Below are 22,856 nucleotides of genomic sequence, written 5' to 3'. Positions count from 1 at the left end.
AAAATCAAAGTTTTAATATATTATTTTTTCACGAATCTGATAAGGATTGCTCCGACTGCAAAAAATGCTCCCATTGATATGAATGCATACTGCATATTATGAAACTTCTGAATAAATACACTGAAAATAAGCATTCCGCAGATAATCGCTATTTTTTCAAGTACATCATAAAAACTGAAATACGTTGTGTTTTCCATAGAATTTTCCGGTAATAACTTTGAGTATGTTGATCTGGACATCGCCTGAAGACCACCCATTACCAAACCTATAAGTCCCGCTAAACCATAAAACTGAAGCTGAAGATTCGGGTTTTCTTTATTCAAAGAATATGCGGATAAACAACAGATGATCCAAATAATAACTGCAATGGTAATCACATTTTTGTTCCCGATCTTTTTAGACAATTTTGAGAATAGGAAGGCTCCGAAAATAGCAATTATCTGGATTACTAAAATTGTAATAATAAGTTTATATTTATCGACTTCCTTCGGAAAGATAACAGTACTTCCGAAAGGAACAGCCATCAGAAATATAGTCTGCATTCCTACACTGTAAAAGAAGAAACTCGACAGGAAAAATTTCAGACCTTTATCTGAAAAAAGCTTACTTCCAACACGAAACAGCTCTCGAAAGCTTTCTTTAGCAATATCTTTATAAAAACTGATGTTATCTTTTAAAACTTCAAAGAAACCACCCTGTTCTTCATGCTTTTTAAAAATGTTTTTATAATTTAAAAGAACCAGATCTTTAGGAAGTTTATCCTTCACATCTCCGAATTGCGGTAAATGTTTAAAAGTATATTGTGAGAAACCAAACCACCAAGCTCCCGTTAATAAGAAACTGATTCTGATATAAATCTTAGCCTGTTCCGGACCTTTCGCAACCAGCTGAATTAATAACAAACAGATAACCAGTAAAATTACAGATCCTATATAACCGTAAATATATCCTTTCGCCGAAAGTGAATCCTGCTTTTCGGGAGTAGCAATATCCGGTAAAAACGAATTATAAAATACCAAACTTCCCCAAAAACCTACACTCGCCGTAATACTGAACAGCAAGCCTAAAAAGACATTCGACATTCCTGTAAACATCGCCAATCCCATACAAGATGTTGCTCCCAGATAACAGAAAAACTGTAAAAAAGATTTTTTGTTCCCGATAGTATCTGCCAAAGATGACAAAAACGGTGACAAAAGTACGACAAGAAAAAATGATAATGCGTAGGAAAAACTTAGAACAGCATCTGGTTCGTAATTTTCTCCAAATATTCTTATCATGTGTCTTACAGGAACTTCCTGAACTTCTTTAGCAGCTGCAACAAACTCTTTTTTGTTGTAAGCTGTCGTAAGGATCGTGTAATAGATAGGGAATATTGCAGATGTAATAACCAGTGAATAAACAGAGTTTGCCCAGTCATACACCGCCCAGGCTTTCATAATCTTTGGATTATTCTTTATATTCTGAGGTTGTTGATTCTCAATTTCAGACATTTCAATTAAATATTAGTAGCACAAAAATATAAAAACCATTGAACATTCGGTGCTTTTTTTTATTAATTAGAATTTAACAGAGGATATAAATTCTTTTTTATGAAAATCTGAGTGTATTCAGCAAAGAAAAAGTGATGCATTTCTACATCACTTCTCATTTTTATAAAGATTTAATTATATGAATTATCCGGCATATTTTTCCATCCATTTTTGTTTTAATTCTGCTCTTGCGTTGATAAATTCAATATCTGTACCTTGAGCGATTGCATCAAGCGGATAACGTAACGGACGAGTTCCGTTCTCCATATTAACAAGTTTCAATACACCGTCTGCAATTATTTGAGGATTCATATCAAACTCCTGCATTTTACCAAACAATCCGGCTCCGATAGCATTAAATATTTCTGAAGCTACAGGATTATATTCTTCCGTAATTTCCGGTTTATCGGCTTGAACACCTGCTTTACTTCCTGAATTCATTTCTGTAGGATAAACTCCCGGTTGAATCGTTACATTTTCTATATTGAACTGTGATAATTCATCCTGAATAGCTTCAACTATTGCTTCAACACCAAATTTTGATGCCAAATAAGGTCCCATAAAAGGCATTGAATGTCCACTTGCTCCCGAAGTAAGATTAATAATTAATCCAGATTTTGCTTTTCTCATACTTGGCAAAACCGCCTGATAAGTACGAATCACTCCATAAAAATTGACTTCAAAAAACTTTTTGATCTGATCTATAGAATAAGCTTCTACCAAACCAAATCCGGCTAAACCTGCATTATTTACCAAAACATCAACTCGACCATACTTAGCCAAAACCTCATCAAATGCATTTGTGACGGAATTATCGTCTGTAACATCAATATCAACAACTTCAACATTTTCAAGTGCTGAAAGTTCTTTTGCAACTTCTGCATTTTTCCCTGAAGTTCCGCGCATTCCTGCAATTACAGTATGACCAGCTTTAGAAAGTGTAATCGTCATTAATTTTCCGAATCCTGTACTTGTTCCTGTGATGAAAACTATTTTGTTCATTTTAACTATTTTTTTGTTGTTATTAATGAGACAAAATTACAGACAGAAACCACCAATATTCGTTGATAATTGCTTGAAAAAACTCTTGATAATTGTCAATGCTTTTTACAAATCGAACCCATAAAAACAAAAAATTGGAACCAAATGACTCCAATTCTTATATTTAAATATTAAAATTTAATTACATATTCTCAATAACAATTGCCGAAGCACCACCACCACCGTTACAGATAGCTGCAGCACCGTATTTTGCATTGTTTTGTTTTAAAACATTGATCAAAGTAACGATAATTCTAGAACCTGAACTTCCAAGTGGGTGACCAATTGCTACTGCTCCACCGTTTACGTTCACTTTAGAAGCATCTAATCCTAAGATTTTGTTATTTGCCAAACCTACTACAGAAAACGCTTCGTTGAATTCGAAGAAATCGATATCTGTAAGCTCCAATCCCGCTTTTTTAAGAGCAATCGGCAAAGCTTTTGAAGGAGAAGTTGTGAAGTCTTCAGGCGCCTGAGCTGCATCAGCGTAAGAAACGATTCTTGCTAAAGGCTTAAGACCTAATTCTTCCATTTTTTCTTTAGAAACAAGAATTAATGCAGAAGCTCCGTCATTAAGAGTTGAAGCATTTGCAGCTGTTACCGTTCCTTCTTCTTTTTTGAAAACTGTAGGAAGTGTAGGAATTCTGTCAAAGTTTACTGCTTTATATTCTTCATCTTCAGCAAAAACGATAGGATCTCCTTTTCTTTGAGGAATCTCAACAGATACAACCTCTTCAGTGAATTTTCCTTCGCTCCAAGCTTGTGCAGCTCTTTTATAAGATTGAATTGCAAAATTATCCTGCTCTTCTCTTGAAATACTATAATCTGTAGCACATTTCTCTGCACAAACTCCCATGTGAACTTTGTTGTAAACGTCTGTAAGACCGTCTAAAACCATTCCGTCCTGCATTTTAACATCGCCTAATTTAGTCGCGTTTCTTGCGTTATAATAATGAGGAACTGAAGACATGTTTTCCATACCTCCTGCAACAATTACTTCCGCATCACCAGCTTTGATTGCCTGTGCTGCCATCGTTACAGCCTTCATTCCTGAAGCACAAACTTTATTGATCGTTGTAGCGATAGTTTCATTCGAAAGCCCCGCTCCTAAAGCAACCTGACGAGCCGGAGCCTGTCCTTCTCCAGCCTGTAAAACGTTCCCCATATAGATTTCCTGAACCGACTTCGGATCAAGACCGATTTTGTCTAATGCTCCTTTTACTGCAACAGATCCAAGCTTAGTAGCCGGAACAGCTGATAAACTTCCCAAAAAACTTCCCATCGGAGTTCTTACTGCGGAAACGATGAATACTTCTTTCATGTGTATATACTTTATTTCTATTTTTTATCTTCTATTACTTTTTCTAATGGCAAATCGTATTTTTCACCATTCAAGACACTTTCAATTCTTAAAAAATTATCCTGACTTGCAAATATTCTATTTGAATAAACATCACCTATTTTTATAGGATTTTCTTTTTCTGATTTTTCAAGGACAATAGCTTTATAATTACAATCATCAACAAAAACCATAGTCGATTTTATAAAATCTTTCCCGTCATTATAATATTCTGTCTGAACATTATCTTTTACCGTCATATACCAAAGATTCTTAGGATAATTGATTCGTAAAAAAGTTCCGTCCTTAATGTTATTACATTTCACAGGATTGTCTAAAGGTTTTTTAGCCACTTCAGTTTTAGCCTTATTGTCTTCTTTTTTCTGAGCATCTATTTGAGAAACACATAAAAATAAAGCTGCTACAGAAAGTATTTTTAAAAAGTTCATATATGTGTCTATTTATTATTTTTTGCTAAAATGATAATGAAAGCGCCTAAAAATTCAACAGCCCATCCCCATCTTAATTTTACAATCCCTGCCAGTTTTTCCTGAAAAGATTTGATGGGCATAAAACTAAAATAGTCCATAGACTGCATTTTTACCGCAAATAGTGTAAAACCGAATAATACGATTAATAAAATCGCAAAAATTCTAGCTACTTTCGCACTGTTATTCACAATCCCAAACAACGCTCCAGCAGAAAGAATCCAGCATACAATAGCTAATGAATGATCAAGTTTCCAATAGTTCCAGTTTCCTATAATAGGCACATGAACTAAAGGCAGGAAACTTCCTACAATCACCAATAACAATCCTAATAACTGAATATTTTTCATAATTCTTAAAGTGCCAAAATACAAAAAAAAACACACTTAAAATGAGTGTGTTTTAAAAACAGTAATTTATCGTTAACTAAATATTAATATTAAAAATTTTAAAATTAAATTTAATATTTCACAAAAAATAATGACCATTATTATCAAATTAAAAATTGACATTCAGTAATTCGATACCGATTTGAAGTCCATATTTGTGTGTAAGATTCGCATTATTGTTAAATGTCGGTGTAAAATCTTTCTGCACATAAATATTGAAACCTGCATATCCGATCCCAAGTTTTCCTCCAACAACAAAATCATTCACTCCATGCGTTAATCTTTCTCTTTCCACAATCCTGTTACTGAATTCATTAGAGTATTTATTATAAATATTGCTCGTAACTCTTACTCCTCCATAAATTCCCGCGATAATACTGAACTGGCTTTTTCTATTATCCAAATATTTTACGCCATCATAATCAATATATTTAGGATTTAAAACAAATCTGAAATCTACCGGAACGAAAATATAATGGTTGTCAAGATGTGTTTCTTTCAAATTTCCTTTCGTAAAATCTTTGATTGCCAATGTATTATTATCCTGAGTAAAAACCTGTCCGTATTTCGGTTTTACCTGATCCCATCTGTAAGCAACACCCAAACGGTAAAATACAGGGCTTTTGAATCCACCAAGCTGATTTTCATATCGTATCGCAAAACTGGAAGAGTTGAAAACTACATTTTTTATATCAGAACTTTTATCATAGAATTTGAAAGGATTATCTTTTGAAGCATAACTCGTTCCCACAAGTGCAACAGAGTATTCCCAAGAACTAAGAAAATCTTTTGGTGTTTTCTTTTCTGTATCCATACGCGATTTGATTCCACCCAACCCAAAAATTATTTGATTTTTACCTCTTCTTGAAGAATCATTCGGTTTCAAAACAGCATCTTTTACCATTTCTCTGGTTGCCTCTTCTAGTTCAGATTTTTGGGAGTCAACTTTTTCATTGATGCTCTGTTCGTATTTTGAAGCGATTTCGGCTCTTTGCTTTTGTTTTTCGTCGATATTAATTTTGTTATTATTGAAGTTTTTATCAACATCATCAAGCTCCTTATTCATTTTTATTTTCTCCGAAACCACGATGCTGTCAATCTTTCTCGAATAGCTTTTCATTGAAGGATTTGCATGTGGATTTTCCTGTGCAAAAGTGTAAGAAAAAGCCATTAAAGCAGTCATTAAAGCAATTTTTGTTTTCATATATTTTAGATTATTTTTAGACAATATTTTACCTCTGTTCATTTTTATAAACAGTATTTTAAGATTAAAAAAGTTTAAGATTTATTTAGAATCAACGTATACGGACACTCCCAAAACCGTAACATTATCTATTTTAGGCTTATCAAAATTAAAAACTCCGAACTTTACATCATCTTTGTAAGGATTTTCTCTTGTTTTATCAAATTCTCTTCCCAAAAGAAGCTCATTGGAATTGATGTAGGTTGATTTAGCTTTTTTAACTTCTGCAATTACTGGAAGATTTGGAATTTTATTTTCAATTTCAACTGATTTAATATCAATCTTTTCAGGCTGTTTGATTGTTATTTTAGATATTTTGAATTCTGAAATCTGAGGTTGAATGATTTCTTTTTCTTTGTTTGAATTCAATTTTTGATTTTCAACAACAACTTTCACTTCATTATTTTTTATTTTTTCTTCATCTGAAATAATTGGTTGATTTTCAAACTCCGGATTTATCAGATTCATCTTATTTTCTAACCGTTTTTTAACGATATAATCTGTTTTTTTATAATTAAAGCTTTTTTTATTGATATTAAAATAGATGAAAGTTCCTGCAGAAATCAATAACAAAATAACTGCGGCATATTTCAACCACTGGAAAGATGTTTTTGAAACAATTTCGGGTGATTCGTCCAACCTTTGATCCAATTTGTTCCAAAGCTCTAATGAAGGCTTTATTTCAAGCTCTTCATAGTCGGATTTTAATTTATTTAACGTATTGTTTTTCATCTTTCTTTTGCTTTAAAAAATCTGCGATCCATTTCTTAGATTTGCTCAACTGGCTTTTGCTCGTGCCTTCAGAAATATTGAGAATTTCTGCAATTTCGTGATGCTTTTTCTCTTCAAAAACGTAAAGATTAAAAATCAGCCTGTATCCGTCCGGCATTTTGGAAAAAATTTCTTCCATATTGATCTCTTCCACTTTATCTTCCCAATCGTCTTCTATATTTCCAATTTCATTCACCTCAACATCTGTATAAAGAATATTTTTGCTTTTCCTGATGAAATTAATTGAATTATTGACTACAATTTTCCTCAGCCAAAACTGAAAACTTTTCCACTCTCTGCATTCGTCAATTTTTGAAAAACACGTAAAAAAAGAATTCATTAAAATGTCTTCCGCATCATGGAGATTATTGACGTAAGAATTTGCAATGGCAAGCATTTTCACCGAAAACATTTCGTAAAGAGCTTTCTGCCCTCTCCGATCCTGTTTTTTTGCCAGTTTAAAATTCTCTTCTATGTTCTTCATTTATCAGTTTCTATTTATAAGACGAAAGATTGCTAAAAAGGTTGCCTTAAAAACAAAAAAAATTGCACTTTTTTTGAAAATGCAATTTAATATATTAAAAATCAATGATATAATATTAGTGTTTTATATCTCCTAATTCGTTCGGGTCATGCTTATGTTTAAATAAAACAGCAAAAAGAACCGCAAGAACTAATGCATAAGCAGCAAAAGCAATCCAGATATTTGGCCAGTCTCTCAGCATAACGGCAGAAGACAAAGTTCCATCCGAATTCACTACCGAATTGAATGTATTTTTAAGAATTTCAAGAAAAGTAGCATTATCTGGCGTTGTATCAAGATGATTTGCTAATTCTGTAGCGTTTGTAAATTTGTGCGTAAAAAATTTATCAATTGCCCAACCCGCAATATTACTCCCGAAATAAGCTCCGAAACCATTCGTCATCATCATGAATAATCCCTGTGCAGAAGAGCGGATTTTTTTATCTGTAGTAGTTTCTACGAAAAGTGATCCCGAAATATTAAAGAAATCGAAAGCCATTCCATAAACAATACAAGATAAAATGATTAATGATACTCCATATCCTTCCGGCGTTCCGTAAGCAAAGAATCCGAATCTTAAAACCCATGCAAACATTGAAATCAACATTACTTTTTTAATTCCGTATCGTTTTAAAAAGAAAGGAATTGCCAAAATAAATAATGTCTCAGAAACCTGAGAAATAGACATCACAATTGTTGATCTCTGAACTACAAAGGATTCTGCATATTTAGGAAAATGAGAAAATTCACTTAGAAAAACGTCTCCATAAGCGTTTGTCAACTGCAATGCAGCGCCTAAAAGCATCGAAAATCCAAAGAACAATGCCATTTTATAATTTCCAAACAGCTTGAATGCATTCAGACCTAACTGTTCCACTAAAGGAGCACTTTTGTCTATTAGTTTCTGTGGCGGACATTTAGGTAAAGTCAATGCATAAATCCCCAAAACAATTGCCGCTACTCCTCCAATATAAAACTGTCCTTCTGTAGCTTTATTTCCCGTAAGATTGGTAACCCACATTGCCACAATAAAACCAATGGTTCCCCAAACACGAATCGGGGGAAAATCTTTAACAACATCCAAATTACTGTTCTTTAAAACAGTGTAAGATATAGAGTTTGCCAATGCGATTGTCGGCATATAAAAGCACATCGCAGCCAACATTACATAATAAAAAGAACTTGGGCTTTCAGTATGTGGTAAAAAGAAAAGAACTAAACCGTACAGGATTTGTAAAACCGAAAAAATCCGTTCTGCATTTACCCAACGGTCCGCAATAATTCCGGTAATGGTCGGCATAAAAATGGATGCGATCCCCATTGTTCCGAAAACAGCTCCAAACTGCGCTCCATCCCAATGTTTTGTACCAAACCAAAAATTGGCCATCGTAATCAACCATGCTCCCCAAACGAAGAACTGCAGAAAACTAAGGATGGTAAGTCGTAATTTTAAATTCATAATTAGTGTAAAATATCTCTATTAATCAATTTTCTTTTTCCTCCTCTTGATTTCTTCCTGAATCTCCAAGGCAGTGTCGTAATCTTCTTCTTTTACGGCTTCTTCCAATAATTTTTGAAGCTCTTCCATAGAAACAGATCTCAAACTGTCTTCCGTTGTCTGAATAGTTTCAGAAAAAGGCTGGTCTTCTTTAGCTACATCTTCCAATTCTAAAAGAATTCCTGCTTCGTTCAACACTTGCTGAGTCGTAAAAATAGGAGCATCAAATCTTACTGCCATTGCCACTGCATCGGAAGTTCTTGCATCAAGAATCATTTCCTCTTCATTAGCTTTATTTTTAAAGTTAATATTGGAGAAGAAAACTCCGTCTACAATCTGATAAATGATCACAGAGATCAGTTCATAATTGGCAGAAACTATAAATTTTGTGAATAAATCGTGTGTAAGAGGACGAGGCGGATGAATGTCTTTCTCCAGACCAAGAGAAATGGATTGAGCCTCGAAATTTCCTATAACAACAGGTAATTTTATGTGTGTTTCTTCATGTTCCAATAACAACGCGTACGCCCCGGATTGTGTCTGGCTGTACGATATTCCGCGAATAATTAACTGTTTATAATCCATAACTACAAATATAAATTAATTTTTTATTGTAGGATTTAATTTTAGACAAAAATAAAAGCCCAAAAATGGGCTTTTATTGTATTATAATGATCGGTGAATCGTGAATTATATTTCAATAAATCAATTTTACCTTGCCAATAAATTTTCTAATTAAACAAAATTGACAGCAAAGCGAATTGATCATTCACAATTTACGTCTCTTATCCTTTAAGAGCTTTAATTTTCTCTGTTAATGCAGGGATAATCTGGAAAGCATCTCCCACTACACCGTAATCAGCCGATTTGAAGAACGGAGCTTCAGCATCACTATTGATTACAACAATCGTTTTAGAAGAGTTCACTCCTGCCAAATGCTGAATTGCACCAGAAATACCGATTGCAATGTAAAGATTTGGAGAAATTGCTTTACCTGTCTGTCCTACGTGTTCTGTGTGAGGTCTCCAACCGATGTCTGAAACCGGTTTAGAACAAGCCGTAGCTGCACCTAAAAGGTTTGCTAAATCCTCTACCATTCCCCAGTTTTCAGGACCTTTCAATCCTCTACCCGCAGAAACTACGATTTCAGCTTCTTTTAAGTCTAATTTTCCTGAACTTTGCTCATGAGAAATTACTTTAGTATCTTCATTAGCAACAAATAAGTTTTTCACTTCTTCTGAACCTGAAACTGCATTTTCTTTAACTCCAAAAGCATTTTGAGAAACTGTTAGGATAACTCCTGCTGCTTCAGATTTTGCATGCATGAAACCTTTTCCTGAAAAAGCTTTTCTTTTTACCTGAAACGGAGAAAGACTTTCCGGAACTTCCAAAACATTAGTAATTAAAGAATGTCCGTTCATTACTGCCAACATCGGAGCAACTGAAGAAGCATCTGTTGTGTGAGGAAAAACGATGATATTTCCGTTTGCCACTTCACTTACAGCCTGAGCATAAGCTTTAGCCGAGAAACTTTTAAGACCTTCGTCCTTGATATTAATTACATTTGATGCTCCATATTTATATAATAAATCTGAAGAATCTGTTGGGTTTACAGAGATCGCTGTAACTGTGTCTCCAGCTTTATCTGCAACAGCTTTAGCATAAGAAACTGCCTCAAAAGCCGCTTTTTTGTAAACTCCGTTTATATTTTCTGCGTATACGAATACTGCCATTTTTTTTATTTTTTAGGTTGTAGGGGTTAGGTTTTAGGAATTAGGTTAAAAAGCATGTATTAAACTATTACCTTTTATCTAATACCTATGATCTCTTAAATTACTTTTGCTTCTTCGTGAAGTAATCTTACCAATTCATCCAAATTATCCGGAGAAACCAATTTTACAGCAGCTCTTGGAGGAACACTGTCGTAAGAAACTCCCTGAACTTTCACCTCTGTAGAAGTAGGTTCTACAACCTGTAAAGGTTTTGTTCTCGCAGACATAATACCTCTCATGTTTGGAATGATCAAATCTTTTTCGTCTACTAATCCTTTCTGACCAGCGATTACGGCCGGTAATTTCACAGAAATAGTTTCTTTACCTCCTTCAATTTCTCTTACCGCAGTAGCTTCAGCTCCGTTTACATCCAAACCTACAGAAGCGTTTACGAAAGGCTGATTCAACAACTGAGCAACCATTCCCGGAACGGAACCACCATTGTAATCAATAGATTCTTTACCGCAAAGAATCAAGTCATAACCACCGTTTTGAGCAACAGCAGCGATTTCTTTAGCAGTCGAATAACTGTCTTTAGGATCAAGATTTACTCTTACCGCATCGTTTGCTCCGATTGCCAAAGCTTTTCTCACAACTGGTTCTGTTGCAGCATCACCTACGTTGATTACCGTTACAGTAGCACCTTGAGACTCTTGTAATTTGATTGCTTTTGTTAACGCAAATTCGTCTAGCGGGTTGATTACCCACTGAATTCCGTTTTTGTCGAACGCAGACTTATCCGCTGTAAAGTTAATTTTGGAAGTAGTATCCGGAACACTACTTATACAAACTAATATTTTCATGTGTACTATTTTATTGTTTCTCTTTTGTATAAAAATTAGGGGATTTTATACTGAGATTTTGTTTTAATTAATTTTTGCTAATATAAATAAAAAATATATTATGCATGCATAGTACTTATTATTTTACTATTCAATGCATTAAAGTCCCTACTTTGCAGGCTTGGTTGCCCTAAATTCGATCTTACTTGGCAAAACTCTAGGGTTCATTTTTAAAATATCCAATACCAGATTTCCCATGTCTTCGGGCTGAATTTTCCATTCATCTTTTTCAGAAGGAATATTTCCATTAAAATTTGTTGCTACTGAACCCGGCATGATTACCGTTGATTTAATATTATATCTTCTTAAATCAATCATTGCAGCCTGTGTGAAACCTACTACACCGAATTTTGAAGCGTTATAGCCCGTTCCATTTTCGAAGAAATTTGCACCTGCTAAACTTGAAACAGTGATATAGTATCCTTCTGTCTTTTTTAATTCTTCAACAGAAGCTTTTAAGGTGTAGAAAGCACCCGTCAAATTTGTTTCGATCATATCATTCCATTCCTCTGCGGACAGTTGATCTACAGGCTTGAAAATCCCTAAACCTGCATTAGCAATCACAAAATCCAATCTTCCGAATTTTTCTATGGTATATTTTACAGCTTTTTCTTCACTTTCAAGATTTCTTACATCTGAAACAACTCCTAAAACATTTTCAGAATATTGTTTTAAATCTTGTTCAGCTTTTTCAACATCATCTCTTTTTCTCCCCGAAAATGCAACTGAAACTCCATTTTCAAGTAGAATCTTTGCGATTCCGAAACCTATTCCTTTTGTTCCACCTGTTATATAAGCAACTTTATTTTCTATCGTCATATTCTAAATTAAGTTCCTAAAAATAATAAAAACGCTCCAATTGGAACGTTTTTATTAACTAACATTTGTCAGTTTACTTTTTACGACAATAAAAAAAACGCTTGGATTGAAGCGTTTTAAAATTTATTTTATTAATCTATTTTTTAACTATTCTATCAATTACCTGACCTTTAGGTGTGTTTATTTTTAAAAGATAAACACCAATCGGTAATGTTCTTAAGTCAACTTTATTTTCAACAAAAGACGCATTTATTTTATTTCCTGAAAAATCATAAATCTCAATTGAATTTATTTTATCTTTAGTTTCAATAACTACAAAATCAGAAGTTGGGTTTGGATACATTTTATACGATATTTTTTTAACATCAGAAGTTCCTAATACTCCACTCACAACTTGAATTCCATCAAAATATGCTGCACTATTATAATTATCACTGGTAATAGCAAGATTTCCAACCAAAGTTCCTCCTGCAACCTGACCAGTATAGATTAGAGTTCCATTTTGATAATATGTTGCTATATTATTTGTAAAATCTAATTGTATCTTGTATGTATTCCAAGCATTTCTTGTAAAATTTGTACCAGTGTCTATATAAGCAAGTTGAAGAGTTGATGGATCCATATCAATTACTTGGATGTTATTTTGATAATCAAATCTTAATCTTGCATTAATTGTACTTTGAGCAGGTGATTGTGGTGAAAAAAAGAAATCACATTCATCTCCTGCTGGAGTAGATGTTGTAAAATAAGCATTGAAAACAACTGTTACAATAGGTCCATTTACAGTTACAGTTGGGCTAATAGCACCTGCAGACGCATGATTAGTCCCATTATTTCCTGTAATTTTCAAAGATTGTGTTCCTGGGTTAGCTTGCTCTGCAGTTACTGCTCCAATATATACAGCTGCAGTTCCTCCCCATCCATTTTGACCAGCAATAGCTCCTACATTAAATCCTTGTGCAGATTCAAAACCGTAATTCATCTGAGCACTGCCCATAAAATAGCTAAAAATAGCTAAAGAAAGTAAAATTTTTCTCATGTCATAATTATTTAGTTTCATAAATATAGTAATAATATTTTAATAGTCAAATGATTACGAATAAATTATTTAAATTCATTCTCTAAAAGCAAATGGAAAACAAAAACTCTACTTTTGAATGTACCTAACGAAGGGAAGATTACATATAATCATTACGATCAGAACAACTAAAATTATTGGCACCCATTCCGATCTTACCTACACTATTCATGTAAAGTGCTTTATAAGACTCCGGATAGATAACCATTCCTGTATTTATATCTATTGAAAGGAGATCTGATGAAAATGGATAAAGATAAAAACCACTTGAGAGATTTGAACTACTATTATCAACATATCCCATAGAAAAATAAGAATTCATACTGGCTGTAGAAAATGGTATATATCCAAAATTAACAGTACCACCAAGCATTCTCAATCCTCCGCTAACATTTAATTTATCTACACTTTGCGAAGAACCGACACTTACTTTTCCATCTCTGTAAATACTATCGGTAGAATTTAGATTCCCTGTCCATTATTGAGAAAATAAAGAATTAGCAAATAAGGCACAAGCTGCCACTAAAGCAATTTTTTTCATAGTTATTAATTTATTATTTTGATTGTTAAATATAGGGAAAATCTCTAAACAGTGATATTTGAAAACAAAAAAATCTCATAAATAATTATGAGATTTTAAAGCATAAAAGAATACTTTTAATTATTTCGAATAATTCTCAAAAAACAAAGGAATACTCTCAATCCCTTTATAGAAATTGAATAATCCATAATGTTCATTTGGAGAATGGATCGCGTCAGAATCTAACCCGAATCCCATTAATACAGATTTAGCACCTAAAACCTGTTCAAACATTGCTGTAATCGGAATACTTCCTCCACCTCTGTATGGAAGAACTTCTTTTCCGAAAGCTGTTTCCATAGCCTGTTTTGCAGCTAAGAATTCTTTTGTGTCTGTAGGTAAAACGTAAGGCATACCTCCATGATGTGGCGTAACTTTCACTTTTACGTTTTCAGGAGCAATTTTTTCAAAATATTTTGTAAACTTCTCTGTAATTTCTTCCGGAGTCTGATAAGGAACCAAACGCATTGAAATTTTAGCAGAAGCCTTAGAAGGAATAACTGTTTTTGCACCTTCTCCTGTATAGCCACCCCAAATTCCGTTGCAGTCTAAAGTCGGACGGATAGAAGTTCTTTCAAGCGTTGTATAGCCTTTTTCACCTTCAACTCCACTTAATCCGATCGATTTTTTGAATTCTTCCGGATTGTCTTTTAATTTATTCATATCGGCTCTATCTGCGTCAGAAACGGTTTCTACATTGTCGTAAAATCCGTCGATTGTGATATGACCATCTTCGTCGATCAATTTAGCAATCATTCTTGAAAGCACATGAATTGGGTTCGGAACTGCTCCACCATAAAGTCCTGAGTGTAAATCTCTGTTTGGTCCTTCAATTTCAACTTCTACATAGCTTAAACCTCTCAAACCTGTTGTAACAGTCGGTTGTTCATTGCTATAGATATGAGTATCTGAAATCAAAATACAGTCGCAAGATAATTTTTCTTTGTTTTCATTAACAAAATCTCCTAAACTTACTGACCCAACTTCTTCTTCACCCTCTAAAATAAACTTAACATTACAAGGAACAGCATTTGTTTTCATCATCGCTTCGAAAGCCTTTAAATGCATAAAAAACTGACCTTTATCATCTGCGGAACCTCTTGCGAAAATCGCACCTTCAGGATGAAGTTCGGTTTTCTCGATATATGGTTCGAAAGGTGGTTTCGTCCATAATTCCAAAGGATCAGCAGGCTGAACATCATAATGCCCGTAAACCAAAACCGTCGGCAAGTTTTTATCTAAAATTTTATCCCCGTAAACGATAGGATATCCCTTTGTCTGACAAATTTCCACATTATCGGCACCTGCATTTTTAAGGTATTCCGCTACTACATCTGCACATTTCAAAACGTCATCTTTATACGCAGGATCTGCAGAAATAGAAGGAATTCTCAATAATTCAAATAATTCATCTACGAAACGCTGTTTATTTTCGTTGATGTAATTTAATGTCTCTTGCATTGTAAAATATTATTTTGTTAAAAGTAAAAAATTTGCCCCGCAGGAACAAACAAAAACATATAATTTTCCTCAGGTTTATTATTAAACCTAATTTCTTTCTCTGTCAAAATCTTCTGAATTATGTAATATTTTGATGAAATGACGAAATTCCTAGCCCGATTGTAGTGAAAATCCCGCAATGGAGCGGCGGAGCGAAGCGTAGCCGCGTAATGAGGAATTGTAACGGAAAGCGGGATAAGCTCCAAAAAAATATCCCGCATTTCTGCAGGATATTCTTTATATTGTACTAATAATTAGTGCTCAGCTTTTGGTGCTTTTTCAGCTTCAGCAGGCTTTGCAGTAGCTGCGCTATCCGTTTTTGGAGCTTCAGTCTCATGCTTTTCTGCAGTTGCCTCCTCTTTATGTGTAGCTGCAGCTTCATGACCGTGACCTTCACCTTGTGGATCATCAGAATATCTTTCAGCTCCTTCTTCAAGCTTTAAAGTATTTTTATTTCCTCCAGCCTGAATTTTTTTACAGCTTACAGCAACAGTCGCAAGAGCTAAACAGATAACTAATTTTTTCATATCTAAAATTATTTTTTTAAAGTTCGTATGGAATCACATTATTTAAGCTGTTCATAATTATTTTAGCAGCAAGCGATTTCATCCCTAAATTTTTAATTGCCCAAAATTAAGAAATCCTATATTTTTCGGCAACATTTTTATACTGATTTTACTATTATTTTTCCTTTTTTGGATTGTGTAAAAATAATATAGCTTTCTCCACCGTCCTTTAAGCCATATTTTTTCTTTATTTCTTCAGGTTTTAACGGATAGTTCTTTGAAATAATATTAAATTGACTTTTCTTTTTAATTTGTTTATTTCCAACAACTTCTACTTCTAAAATCCTTCCGGGAAAATCATTAATTTTTTCATTTGAAGTATAAAGATGTGTATTCGGATGCAGCTTTTTCAATCCAAATTTCTCTGAGATTACATTAAAAATCCCTGCCTTTAAAATTGAATTATTGGGAATATAAATAAATTTTTCCGGTTCGTCATATTCTGAATGAGCATTTTCCTCTTCTCCAAACTTAAATGTAAAAGTAGATTCTCCACTTTCGAGATTCACGCAATTACAGGTAATTTCTCCTAAATTTTCTTTTGATAAAAAAATAACGACCTCCTTTACGTCATTTTTTAACGCAATAATATCAATCCTGAAAATACTTGGTAAAACAGAAACAAGATATTTCAAATCGATTAATGGAGACAGTTTTATCACAACCACGTTAGAAATTGAAAGTAATTTTTCCTGAATTTCAAGAATATCGGGTGACAAATCTTCCAACAGAAAAACCTTATTTTTATTATTATCTCTTCGCGCGGGATCAAGATAGATTACATCAAAGGTTTCTTTGTTTTCATTAAGAAAATCTTCCAGTTTTTGATTAATAAATTTTGCTTTTCTTTGTAAAACAGTCCAATTATGTTCAACAATTTCTAAAAGATCTGAATTTTGTTCAACTAAAGTTATTTCATCAAAATTTTTGGACAAATAATAAGCATCAATCCCAAAACCACTCGTTAAATCAATAAACTTCTTTCCTTTTAAAATTTCGGATTTATATAATGCTGTTTTTTCGGATGAAGATTGCTCTAAGCTCAATTGTGGTGGGAAAATTATTCCTTCTTTCAATAAAAAAGGAAACTTTTTCTGCGCAACCTGCTTTCCTTTGATTTGTTGAACGATTTCCTGCATGGAAACTTCAGGAAATGGGGATTTTTTCAATAATAAGGTGTGCAAGTCTGTATTTAGATTTGCGTTGATGTATTTTTGAACTTCGGTGTTTATTATTTTTTTGACCACAGATTTTCACAGATTTTCACAGATGATCGTGTTTTATTTTTAATAATCTAAATTGCCATTTATTTTTCTGAAAATACTTTTATCAATATAATCCGTATTGAAATTTACTAAAATGCCTAGCTTTAAATTTGTTAATTTCAGATAGGTTAATAATTGTTGATGGTGGATGTTGTTAATTTCTATAACAGCTTTCACCTCAATAATAACTTTATTTTCAACAATAATATCTGCAATAAAACTAGAATCAATAAAAGTATCTCTATATTTTATTTTCATTGGAACTTGAGCTTTTACATTCAAGCCATTATTTTGAAGTTCATGAATTAAAACATTTTCATAGACCTTTTCAAGCAAGCCAGGACCAAGCTCATTATAAACAGAAAATATTGATTTTCTGATATAAAAACTTATCTCATTTTCTTTCATTATATTTGTTTGTGTTTATTTAAATTTTTCCAAAATACTATCCACAATCATCTGTGAAAATTTGTGAAAATCTGTGGTTAATATTTATAAGAATTATTTATTTGACCACAGATTTTCACAGATCGGCACAGATATTTACGTCTAATTATCTTTTATAAAAAATATAATCCGTCAATACTGGCTCAATTCCGCTTTGTTTCAATAGAGAATTGAGTTGTCCCCGATGATAAGTTGAATGATTGATTGCATGAAAAAGCATTTCAAAAATACTGTTTTCAAAGGATGTTCCTCTTGAATTTTTATATTCGATTATTTGATCTAAATCTGAATTCTTTACAATTTCAATACTTCCATTAAAATTTTGCAGATTAATTTCATTCAAATTTTCAAAAGGATTGATCTGCCAAACTTCGAAAGTCGCTTCGTTTAATATTCTGGAATTCCAGATTTGTTGAGCGTTCAAGGTATGATTGATCAGACTGATCGTTTTTTCATCAACTTTCGATATATTTTCCGCAATAACTTTAATCATTTCTTTGTTAAAATGAAACGTATACTCAAATAAATCAACCAGTTTTTCCTTCATTATTCAAACATTTCAGCCCAACGAACAGCTTTTATTTCTTTTTCGTTATACAATTCCCCAACAGACTTTTTAACGTCTAGTTTTGGATATAAATTAACTCCGATCAACTTTATTTTTCCTTCTTCCACCCATTTTTGTTCTTCAACAGCATAGTCGTAGATCTTTTTCTGGATAATTCCTTGTTTTAAAAGCTCAAGATATCCTCCATTTTCTTCAATCTCAACAAATAAAGCCCAAGATTTTTCTGCAATCTGCTTAGTAATATCTTCTACATAATAACTTCCGTTTGAAGCATCTTCAAAGACATTAATGATACTTTCGTAAGCCAAAACAATCTGTTGTTTAAAAGAAATTTCTTCAGAATTATCCGTACTTCTGTCAACCAAATAATTATTACTGAAAACCGCATCAGCTCCGCCAATCATTGCAGAAGCCAATTCTAAAGTAGAGCGGATCAGGTTATTTTCGTTGTCAGAAACAGCTTTATTTCTTAAAGAAGTCTCTGCAAAAATATATGGAATTTCGTCTAAGTTATATTCTTTAGAAAGTTGATTGAAAACCATTTTAAAAGCTCGCAGTTTTGCCATTTCGAAGAAATAGTTTCCTCCGATTGCGATTCTGAAAATCAGTTTATTTAAAATTTCAGAGCCATAAACTTCTACCAATTCTTTAGTTTTTGCCAAAGCAATTCCCAATTGCTGGTAAATTGCAGCTCCAGCGTTTTGATGAAGGGAAATATCTATACAAATATTTCTTCTAAACTGTTTTGCCAATAATTCTTTCACCAACTGATCATTAATTGTAGCTTCTTTTTCATCAAAAACATCAATTAAAGAAAAATACTGATCTTCTTCTTTCGGACTGATATGTCCCGCCAAATCGATATTATTTACGAAAATTGTTTTTTCCTCAAGATTTTCTACATTTTGATCCAAAATAAAAGCAAATACATCTTCTTCTAAACTTTCATGATATCTTGCCACCAAATGCGTGCTTTCTTCAATTTTTGGCAGGTTTACCAAAGGTTTTTGCACCGAATCATAAAAAGGTTTTACTTCAATCCCTTCCAAATTTTCTTTGGTAAGAATTGAATAAATATCGTCAATTTTAAGTTGTTTTTTTACTAGATTTTCCCAATTAGAAAATGTATCTGTATTTGACATTCTTTATTATAAGTTTTGAATTAAAAAATTTGACAAGCAAAGCAAATCGGCAATTCACCAATCACTTTTTTAAATTATTTTTTAGCTTTTGCACTATCTACGACCAGAATAAAAATCTCTTCATCCGGCTTTTTCATAAAATAATTTTCTCTTGCGTATTTTTCTTTTTCAGATTTATTGTTCATCAATTTTTTATAAAACGCATCGTTTTTTTCGTATTCGGTTTTATAATATTGAAGCTGTTCTTCGTATTTGCCAATCTCGCCATTCAGCTCATTGATTACCAAAAACGAAGTTTTATCAAAGAAAATCATCCAAACCAGAAACAGGCAAATTGTAATAGTATATTTATTCAAAACATATTTTTGAATAACTTTAAGTGTTTCAGACTTTGGCTGGATGTCTTTAATAAGCTTATTTTCTTTCATTTTTAATGTTTTCTCAACGAATTTTTAATAACAGTAGTTAAAAAATCAATCGCTACGGAATTCTGCCTCATGTTCGGAATAATAAGATCCGCTTCATTTTTTGAAGGCTCAATAAATTCCTGATGCATCGGTTTTAAAGTCGTTTGATAACGGTGCAAAACTTCTCCCAAATCTCTTCCTCTATCCTGAGTATCTCTTCGGATCCTTCTGATCAGTCTTTCGTCAGAATCTGCATGAACAAATACTTTTAAATCAAACTCTTTTAATAATTCTTTGTTGGTAAGAACTAAAATTCCTTCCACCACCAATACATTTCTAGGCTCTACAGTTACATGATCTCCGGTTCGTCCATGTGTTACAAAGCTGTAAATCGGCTGTTCAATCGGCTCATTATTCTTTAAAGCTTTTACATGCTGTATCAGCAAATCAAAATCGATGGATTTTGGATGATCATAATTCAAAGCCTCTCTTTCTGTAAGCGTAAGATTATGATTATCATGATAATAATTATCCTGAGAAAGGATATTCATTCCTTCGATATCAAGCTGTTGAAGTATCTTATCAACAACCGTAGTTTTGCCGGATCCTGTACCTCCTGCAATTCCTATTACAAGCATTCTTTTTTGTTTCTTTATAGTTTTTACAAATATACTATTTTAGTTCAATGCAAATAAAATAATGAAAGCTGAATTTCTCAAGAAAAAATCCGATGCAGAAACACCGGATTTAATATTTAAATTCAATTTTATTTTTTGATAAATTTAGTTGAGATCTCCAAACCTTTTATCCTTAAAAGATAATCTCCAACCTGTAAATGTGAAACATTAATGGTATTTCTTCCGTTTCCAATTGTTGTTTCCATTATTTTTCTGCCTTCCATATTGTAAATTTCGGCTTTTTCTTCTTTGTTAATTTTCATAGAAACCGTTAAAATATCTGAAACCGGATTCGGATATACGGAAATAATATCTTTTTTCTCTGCTTCATTAACTGCCAAAAGACAAGTATATGCCGGTAAAACGTAACCTGCCGCTGTAAATTCCTGTGTCATTTGAGCAATATCCGCACAGGTAAACCCAAATGTTCCCAACATATCAATTGCAGCCTGTCTTACGGCAATCGCAGCATTCTGTTGGTTTGAACTTGAATTTGTCATGCTTATTCCTTCCAGAAATGCTCTGTCTGTCTTTGCTTTGCCTATTTTATCGTAGATTCTCATAAGAGCAGATGCCCAAATCTGTCCTCTTGTATGGATTGCTCCGGAACCAGGATATAAAACTGTATAATTGGTAATTCTTCCCGCCCAATATTCGTTATGTCCGTCCCAACTGAACATCCAGTTGTAAGCTGCTGCAGAGGAAGGCCATTGATTTAGGCTTCTGCTATAGGATTGTGCCCAATAATCTCCACAACCTTCACTTAATCCCTGAACTTGGGACAAACTTCCATTGGTAAGCCAATCGTGGATTCCGTGTCCTAATTCATGCAGAACAACGTCTGCATCTTCAGCGTCATCTACTCCACCTTCTCCAAAAACGAGCCTTCCGTTGCTGTAATAAGAATTATCATCACCATCCAAACCATGAGGATCGAACCATAAAATTCCCGCGTTTGTTAATGGCTTGCAATCAATATTCATTGTTTCATTAATATAACGTAAGCTGTTGTCAATATGCCAATAAGCATTTACAGCTTCAAATCCCTGATCATTTCTATTAAATAAAAACTGATTGGTAGCTTGTGTAAAAAGACCTGTTGATGGTGTTTCAAGATCTTTAATTTCTGCATAAGAACCTTTTAATTTGTAAACTCCGGCAGTTAAATCCAGTTCAGGAATTGTAACTAAAGTTCTTGCAGCATCTAAACTGGCATTCGTAGCATCATTATTATCAACATACTGTCCTGCATAAGCCACCTGCATTTTAGAAAGAGGATCCGGATTGAAAATATATCCAGTTCCTGAAACCAAAACTTTTTTGGCTTTAGTATTCTTTTTATTTGATTTCTTTTCAGGATTTTTATCTTTTTCTTTATAGTAATAAGCCACATCTTTAACGCTTATTACTTCTCCAGTCTGTGCATCTATAATTGTTTCCCAACTTCCCGGATTTTCGAAAGAGCTCGTCAAAACACGATATACTAATTTTGTATCTCCCGAATCTGTAAGATATACATACAGTTTATTATCTTCATGGGTAATTGTTCCTTTCGTGTGTGAAGCTTGATGAGCCTTTATAAGAGCTTCGGATGCTGGAAACGAAGGAATAACACTAATTTCTTTTATATCTTTTTTAAAACTTTCTGTAGAAGTATAAGATATTCCTCCATTTTTATTAAAATGAACAACAAGTTCAGACTGGAAAACAGGAACGTCCTTCATCATCTGTTGAAAACGTAATGTTTCTCCAGAACTTCCTTTTCTGACAAAATTTAATTTGAATTGACTAGAATTCTGAATTCCAAGATTTCGTGAATTTTCTGTGATCCATCTTCTTGCAGGTGCTTCCAAAGATGATTCCTGACCCATCATTACAGAGCATGATAATACACAGCCAAGAATTAACGAATTAATTTTCAGTTTCATATAAATGTTTTTTGATGTTATAAAAAGCCAATATATAAAATATTTACTAAATATTAACATCTTTTTATAAAACATTAAAAAAAACTTAAAATTATTAAATACAAAAAAAGCTCCGACAACTGTCAGAGCTTTGTATTATACTATTTCGCTTGTTAATTCCCTTGAAAGTAGTTTTTCGTGCATTGGCTTCAAAATATCTATTGAGCCTGTTTTTACCGTACATTTGCCTTTAAAATGCACCAAGATAGTACATTGTTCGGCTTGTTCTAAGGTATGCTTACAAACTTCTATCAAAGAATCAATTACATAATCGAAAGTATGAACATCGTCGTTATGTAACACCAATTTATAGACTTCATCTGTATCATCTAATACAAGAACTTCTTCTTCGTATTGGCGTTTCGGGTCTTCGTAATCTTTTATACTGTTATAAAAAATCAT

At 33.1% G+C, this 22,856-nt stretch carries 24 protein-coding genes; all 24 read right to left on the bottom strand.

The window, feature by feature from the left end; genetic code table 11:
• Window positions 1–20 precede the first annotated feature (20 nt).
• On the bottom strand, window positions 21–1,493 hold the full coding sequence (locus ABD940_RS21105; RefSeq protein WP_345208235.1) for an MFS transporter: 1,473 nt from the start codon (window positions 1,491–1,493) through the stop codon (window positions 21–23).
• A gap of 183 nt (window positions 1,494–1,676) precedes the next feature.
• The gene (locus ABD940_RS21100) at window positions 1,677–2,534 is read right to left on the bottom strand and encodes an SDR family oxidoreductase (RefSeq protein ID WP_345208233.1); all 858 of its coding nucleotides are present in this window, start codon (window positions 2,532–2,534) and stop codon (window positions 1,677–1,679) included.
• A 181-nt stretch (window positions 2,535–2,715) separates the two neighbouring features.
• Window positions 2,716–3,894 (bottom strand): acetyl-CoA C-acyltransferase, encoded by a 1,179-nt coding sequence (locus tag ABD940_RS21095; RefSeq protein WP_345208231.1) that lies wholly within the window; start codon window positions 3,892–3,894, stop codon window positions 2,716–2,718.
• Window positions 3,895–3,911: 17 nt separating this feature from the next.
• A complete protein-coding gene (locus tag ABD940_RS21090; protein ID WP_345208229.1) occupies window positions 3,912–4,361 on the bottom strand; it encodes a hypothetical protein in 450 nt (149 codons plus the stop codon).
• A gap of 8 nt (window positions 4,362–4,369) precedes the next feature.
• Complete coding sequence (locus ABD940_RS21085; protein ID WP_345208227.1) at window positions 4,370–4,750, bottom strand: hypothetical protein; 381 nt, start codon at window positions 4,748–4,750, stop codon at window positions 4,370–4,372.
• 148 nt (window positions 4,751–4,898) lie between these two features.
• A complete protein-coding gene (locus ABD940_RS21080; protein WP_345208225.1) occupies window positions 4,899–5,993 on the bottom strand; it encodes a hypothetical protein in 1,095 nt (364 codons plus the stop codon).
• An 81-nt stretch (window positions 5,994–6,074) separates the two neighbouring features.
• Window positions 6,075–6,764: a hypothetical protein gene (locus ABD940_RS21075; protein WP_345208223.1), complete on the bottom strand. Its 690-nt coding sequence runs from the start codon at window positions 6,762–6,764 to the stop codon at window positions 6,075–6,077.
• The gene (locus ABD940_RS21070; RefSeq protein ID WP_345208221.1) at window positions 6,742–7,287 is read right to left on the bottom strand and encodes an RNA polymerase sigma factor; all 546 of its coding nucleotides are present in this window, start codon (window positions 7,285–7,287) and stop codon (window positions 6,742–6,744) included. Before ABD940_RS21070 ends, ABD940_RS21075 begins: the two co-directional genes overlap by 23 nt.
• 115 nt (window positions 7,288–7,402) lie before the next feature.
• Window positions 7,403–8,785, bottom strand: coding sequence for a nucleoside permease (locus ABD940_RS21065; RefSeq protein WP_345208218.1), 1,383 nt, complete (start codon window positions 8,783–8,785; stop codon window positions 7,403–7,405).
• Between the two features lie 21 nt (window positions 8,786–8,806).
• The gene (locus tag ABD940_RS21060) at window positions 8,807–9,409 is read right to left on the bottom strand and encodes a bifunctional nuclease family protein (RefSeq protein WP_345208216.1); all 603 of its coding nucleotides are present in this window, start codon (window positions 9,407–9,409) and stop codon (window positions 8,807–8,809) included.
• Between the two features lie 200 nt (window positions 9,410–9,609).
• Complete coding sequence (locus tag ABD940_RS21055; protein ID WP_345208214.1) at window positions 9,610–10,557, bottom strand: electron transfer flavoprotein subunit alpha/FixB family protein; 948 nt, start codon at window positions 10,555–10,557, stop codon at window positions 9,610–9,612.
• 95 nt (window positions 10,558–10,652) lie between these two features.
• Window positions 10,653–11,399 (bottom strand): electron transfer flavoprotein subunit beta/FixA family protein, encoded by a 747-nt coding sequence (locus ABD940_RS21050; RefSeq protein ID WP_345208212.1) that lies wholly within the window; start codon window positions 11,397–11,399, stop codon window positions 10,653–10,655.
• Between the two features lie 147 nt (window positions 11,400–11,546).
• Complete coding sequence (locus tag ABD940_RS21045; RefSeq protein ID WP_345208210.1) at window positions 11,547–12,257, bottom strand: SDR family oxidoreductase; 711 nt, start codon at window positions 12,255–12,257, stop codon at window positions 11,547–11,549.
• 136 nt (window positions 12,258–12,393) lie between these two features.
• Window positions 12,394–13,296: a T9SS type A sorting domain-containing protein gene (locus ABD940_RS21040; protein WP_345208208.1), complete on the bottom strand. Its 903-nt coding sequence runs from the start codon at window positions 13,294–13,296 to the stop codon at window positions 12,394–12,396.
• 700 nt (window positions 13,297–13,996) lie between these two features.
• Window positions 13,997–15,376 (bottom strand): dipeptidase, encoded by a 1,380-nt coding sequence (locus ABD940_RS21035; protein ID WP_345208206.1) that lies wholly within the window; start codon window positions 15,374–15,376, stop codon window positions 13,997–13,999.
• 293 nt (window positions 15,377–15,669) lie between these two features.
• On the bottom strand, window positions 15,670–15,942 hold the full coding sequence (locus ABD940_RS21030) for a hypothetical protein (RefSeq protein ID WP_345208204.1): 273 nt from the start codon (window positions 15,940–15,942) through the stop codon (window positions 15,670–15,672).
• Window positions 15,943–16,079: 137 nt separating this feature from the next.
• On the bottom strand, window positions 16,080–17,150 hold the full coding sequence (locus tag ABD940_RS21025; RefSeq protein ID WP_425550376.1) for a class I SAM-dependent methyltransferase: 1,071 nt from the start codon (window positions 17,148–17,150) through the stop codon (window positions 16,080–16,082).
• Between the two features lie 117 nt (window positions 17,151–17,267).
• Complete coding sequence (locus ABD940_RS21020; RefSeq protein ID WP_345208200.1) at window positions 17,268–17,654, bottom strand: GxxExxY protein; 387 nt, start codon at window positions 17,652–17,654, stop codon at window positions 17,268–17,270.
• Between the two features lie 145 nt (window positions 17,655–17,799).
• The gene (locus ABD940_RS21015) at window positions 17,800–18,240 is read right to left on the bottom strand and encodes a DinB family protein (protein ID WP_345208198.1); all 441 of its coding nucleotides are present in this window, start codon (window positions 18,238–18,240) and stop codon (window positions 17,800–17,802) included.
• Window positions 18,240–19,403: a methylmalonyl-CoA mutase family protein gene (locus tag ABD940_RS21010; protein ID WP_345208196.1), complete on the bottom strand. Its 1,164-nt coding sequence runs from the start codon at window positions 19,401–19,403 to the stop codon at window positions 18,240–18,242. The genes ABD940_RS21015 and ABD940_RS21010 overlap by 1 nt, the downstream gene beginning before the upstream one ends.
• 74 nt (window positions 19,404–19,477) lie before the next feature.
• Entirely contained in the window at window positions 19,478–19,831 is a 354-nt protein-coding gene (locus ABD940_RS21005) for an FtsB family cell division protein (RefSeq protein WP_345208194.1), read from the bottom strand.
• 2 nt (window positions 19,832–19,833) lie between these two features.
• On the bottom strand, window positions 19,834–20,448 hold the full coding sequence (gene udk, locus ABD940_RS21000; protein WP_267402912.1) for a uridine kinase: 615 nt from the start codon (window positions 20,446–20,448) through the stop codon (window positions 19,834–19,836).
• A gap of 128 nt (window positions 20,449–20,576) precedes the next feature.
• Window positions 20,577–22,415, bottom strand: coding sequence for a T9SS type A sorting domain-containing protein (locus ABD940_RS20995; RefSeq protein ID WP_345208191.1), 1,839 nt, complete (start codon window positions 22,413–22,415; stop codon window positions 20,577–20,579).
• A gap of 135 nt (window positions 22,416–22,550) precedes the next feature.
• On the bottom strand, window positions 22,551–22,856 hold the full coding sequence (locus ABD940_RS20990) for an ATP-dependent Clp protease adaptor ClpS (RefSeq protein WP_345208189.1): 306 nt from the start codon (window positions 22,854–22,856) through the stop codon (window positions 22,551–22,553).

The sequence above is a fragment of the Chryseobacterium ginsengisoli genome, assembly GCF_039542325.1.
Lineage (GTDB): Bacteria > Bacteroidota > Bacteroidia > Flavobacteriales > Weeksellaceae > Chryseobacterium > Chryseobacterium ginsengisoli.
This window is presented reverse-complemented; position numbering and strand designations above follow the sequence as displayed.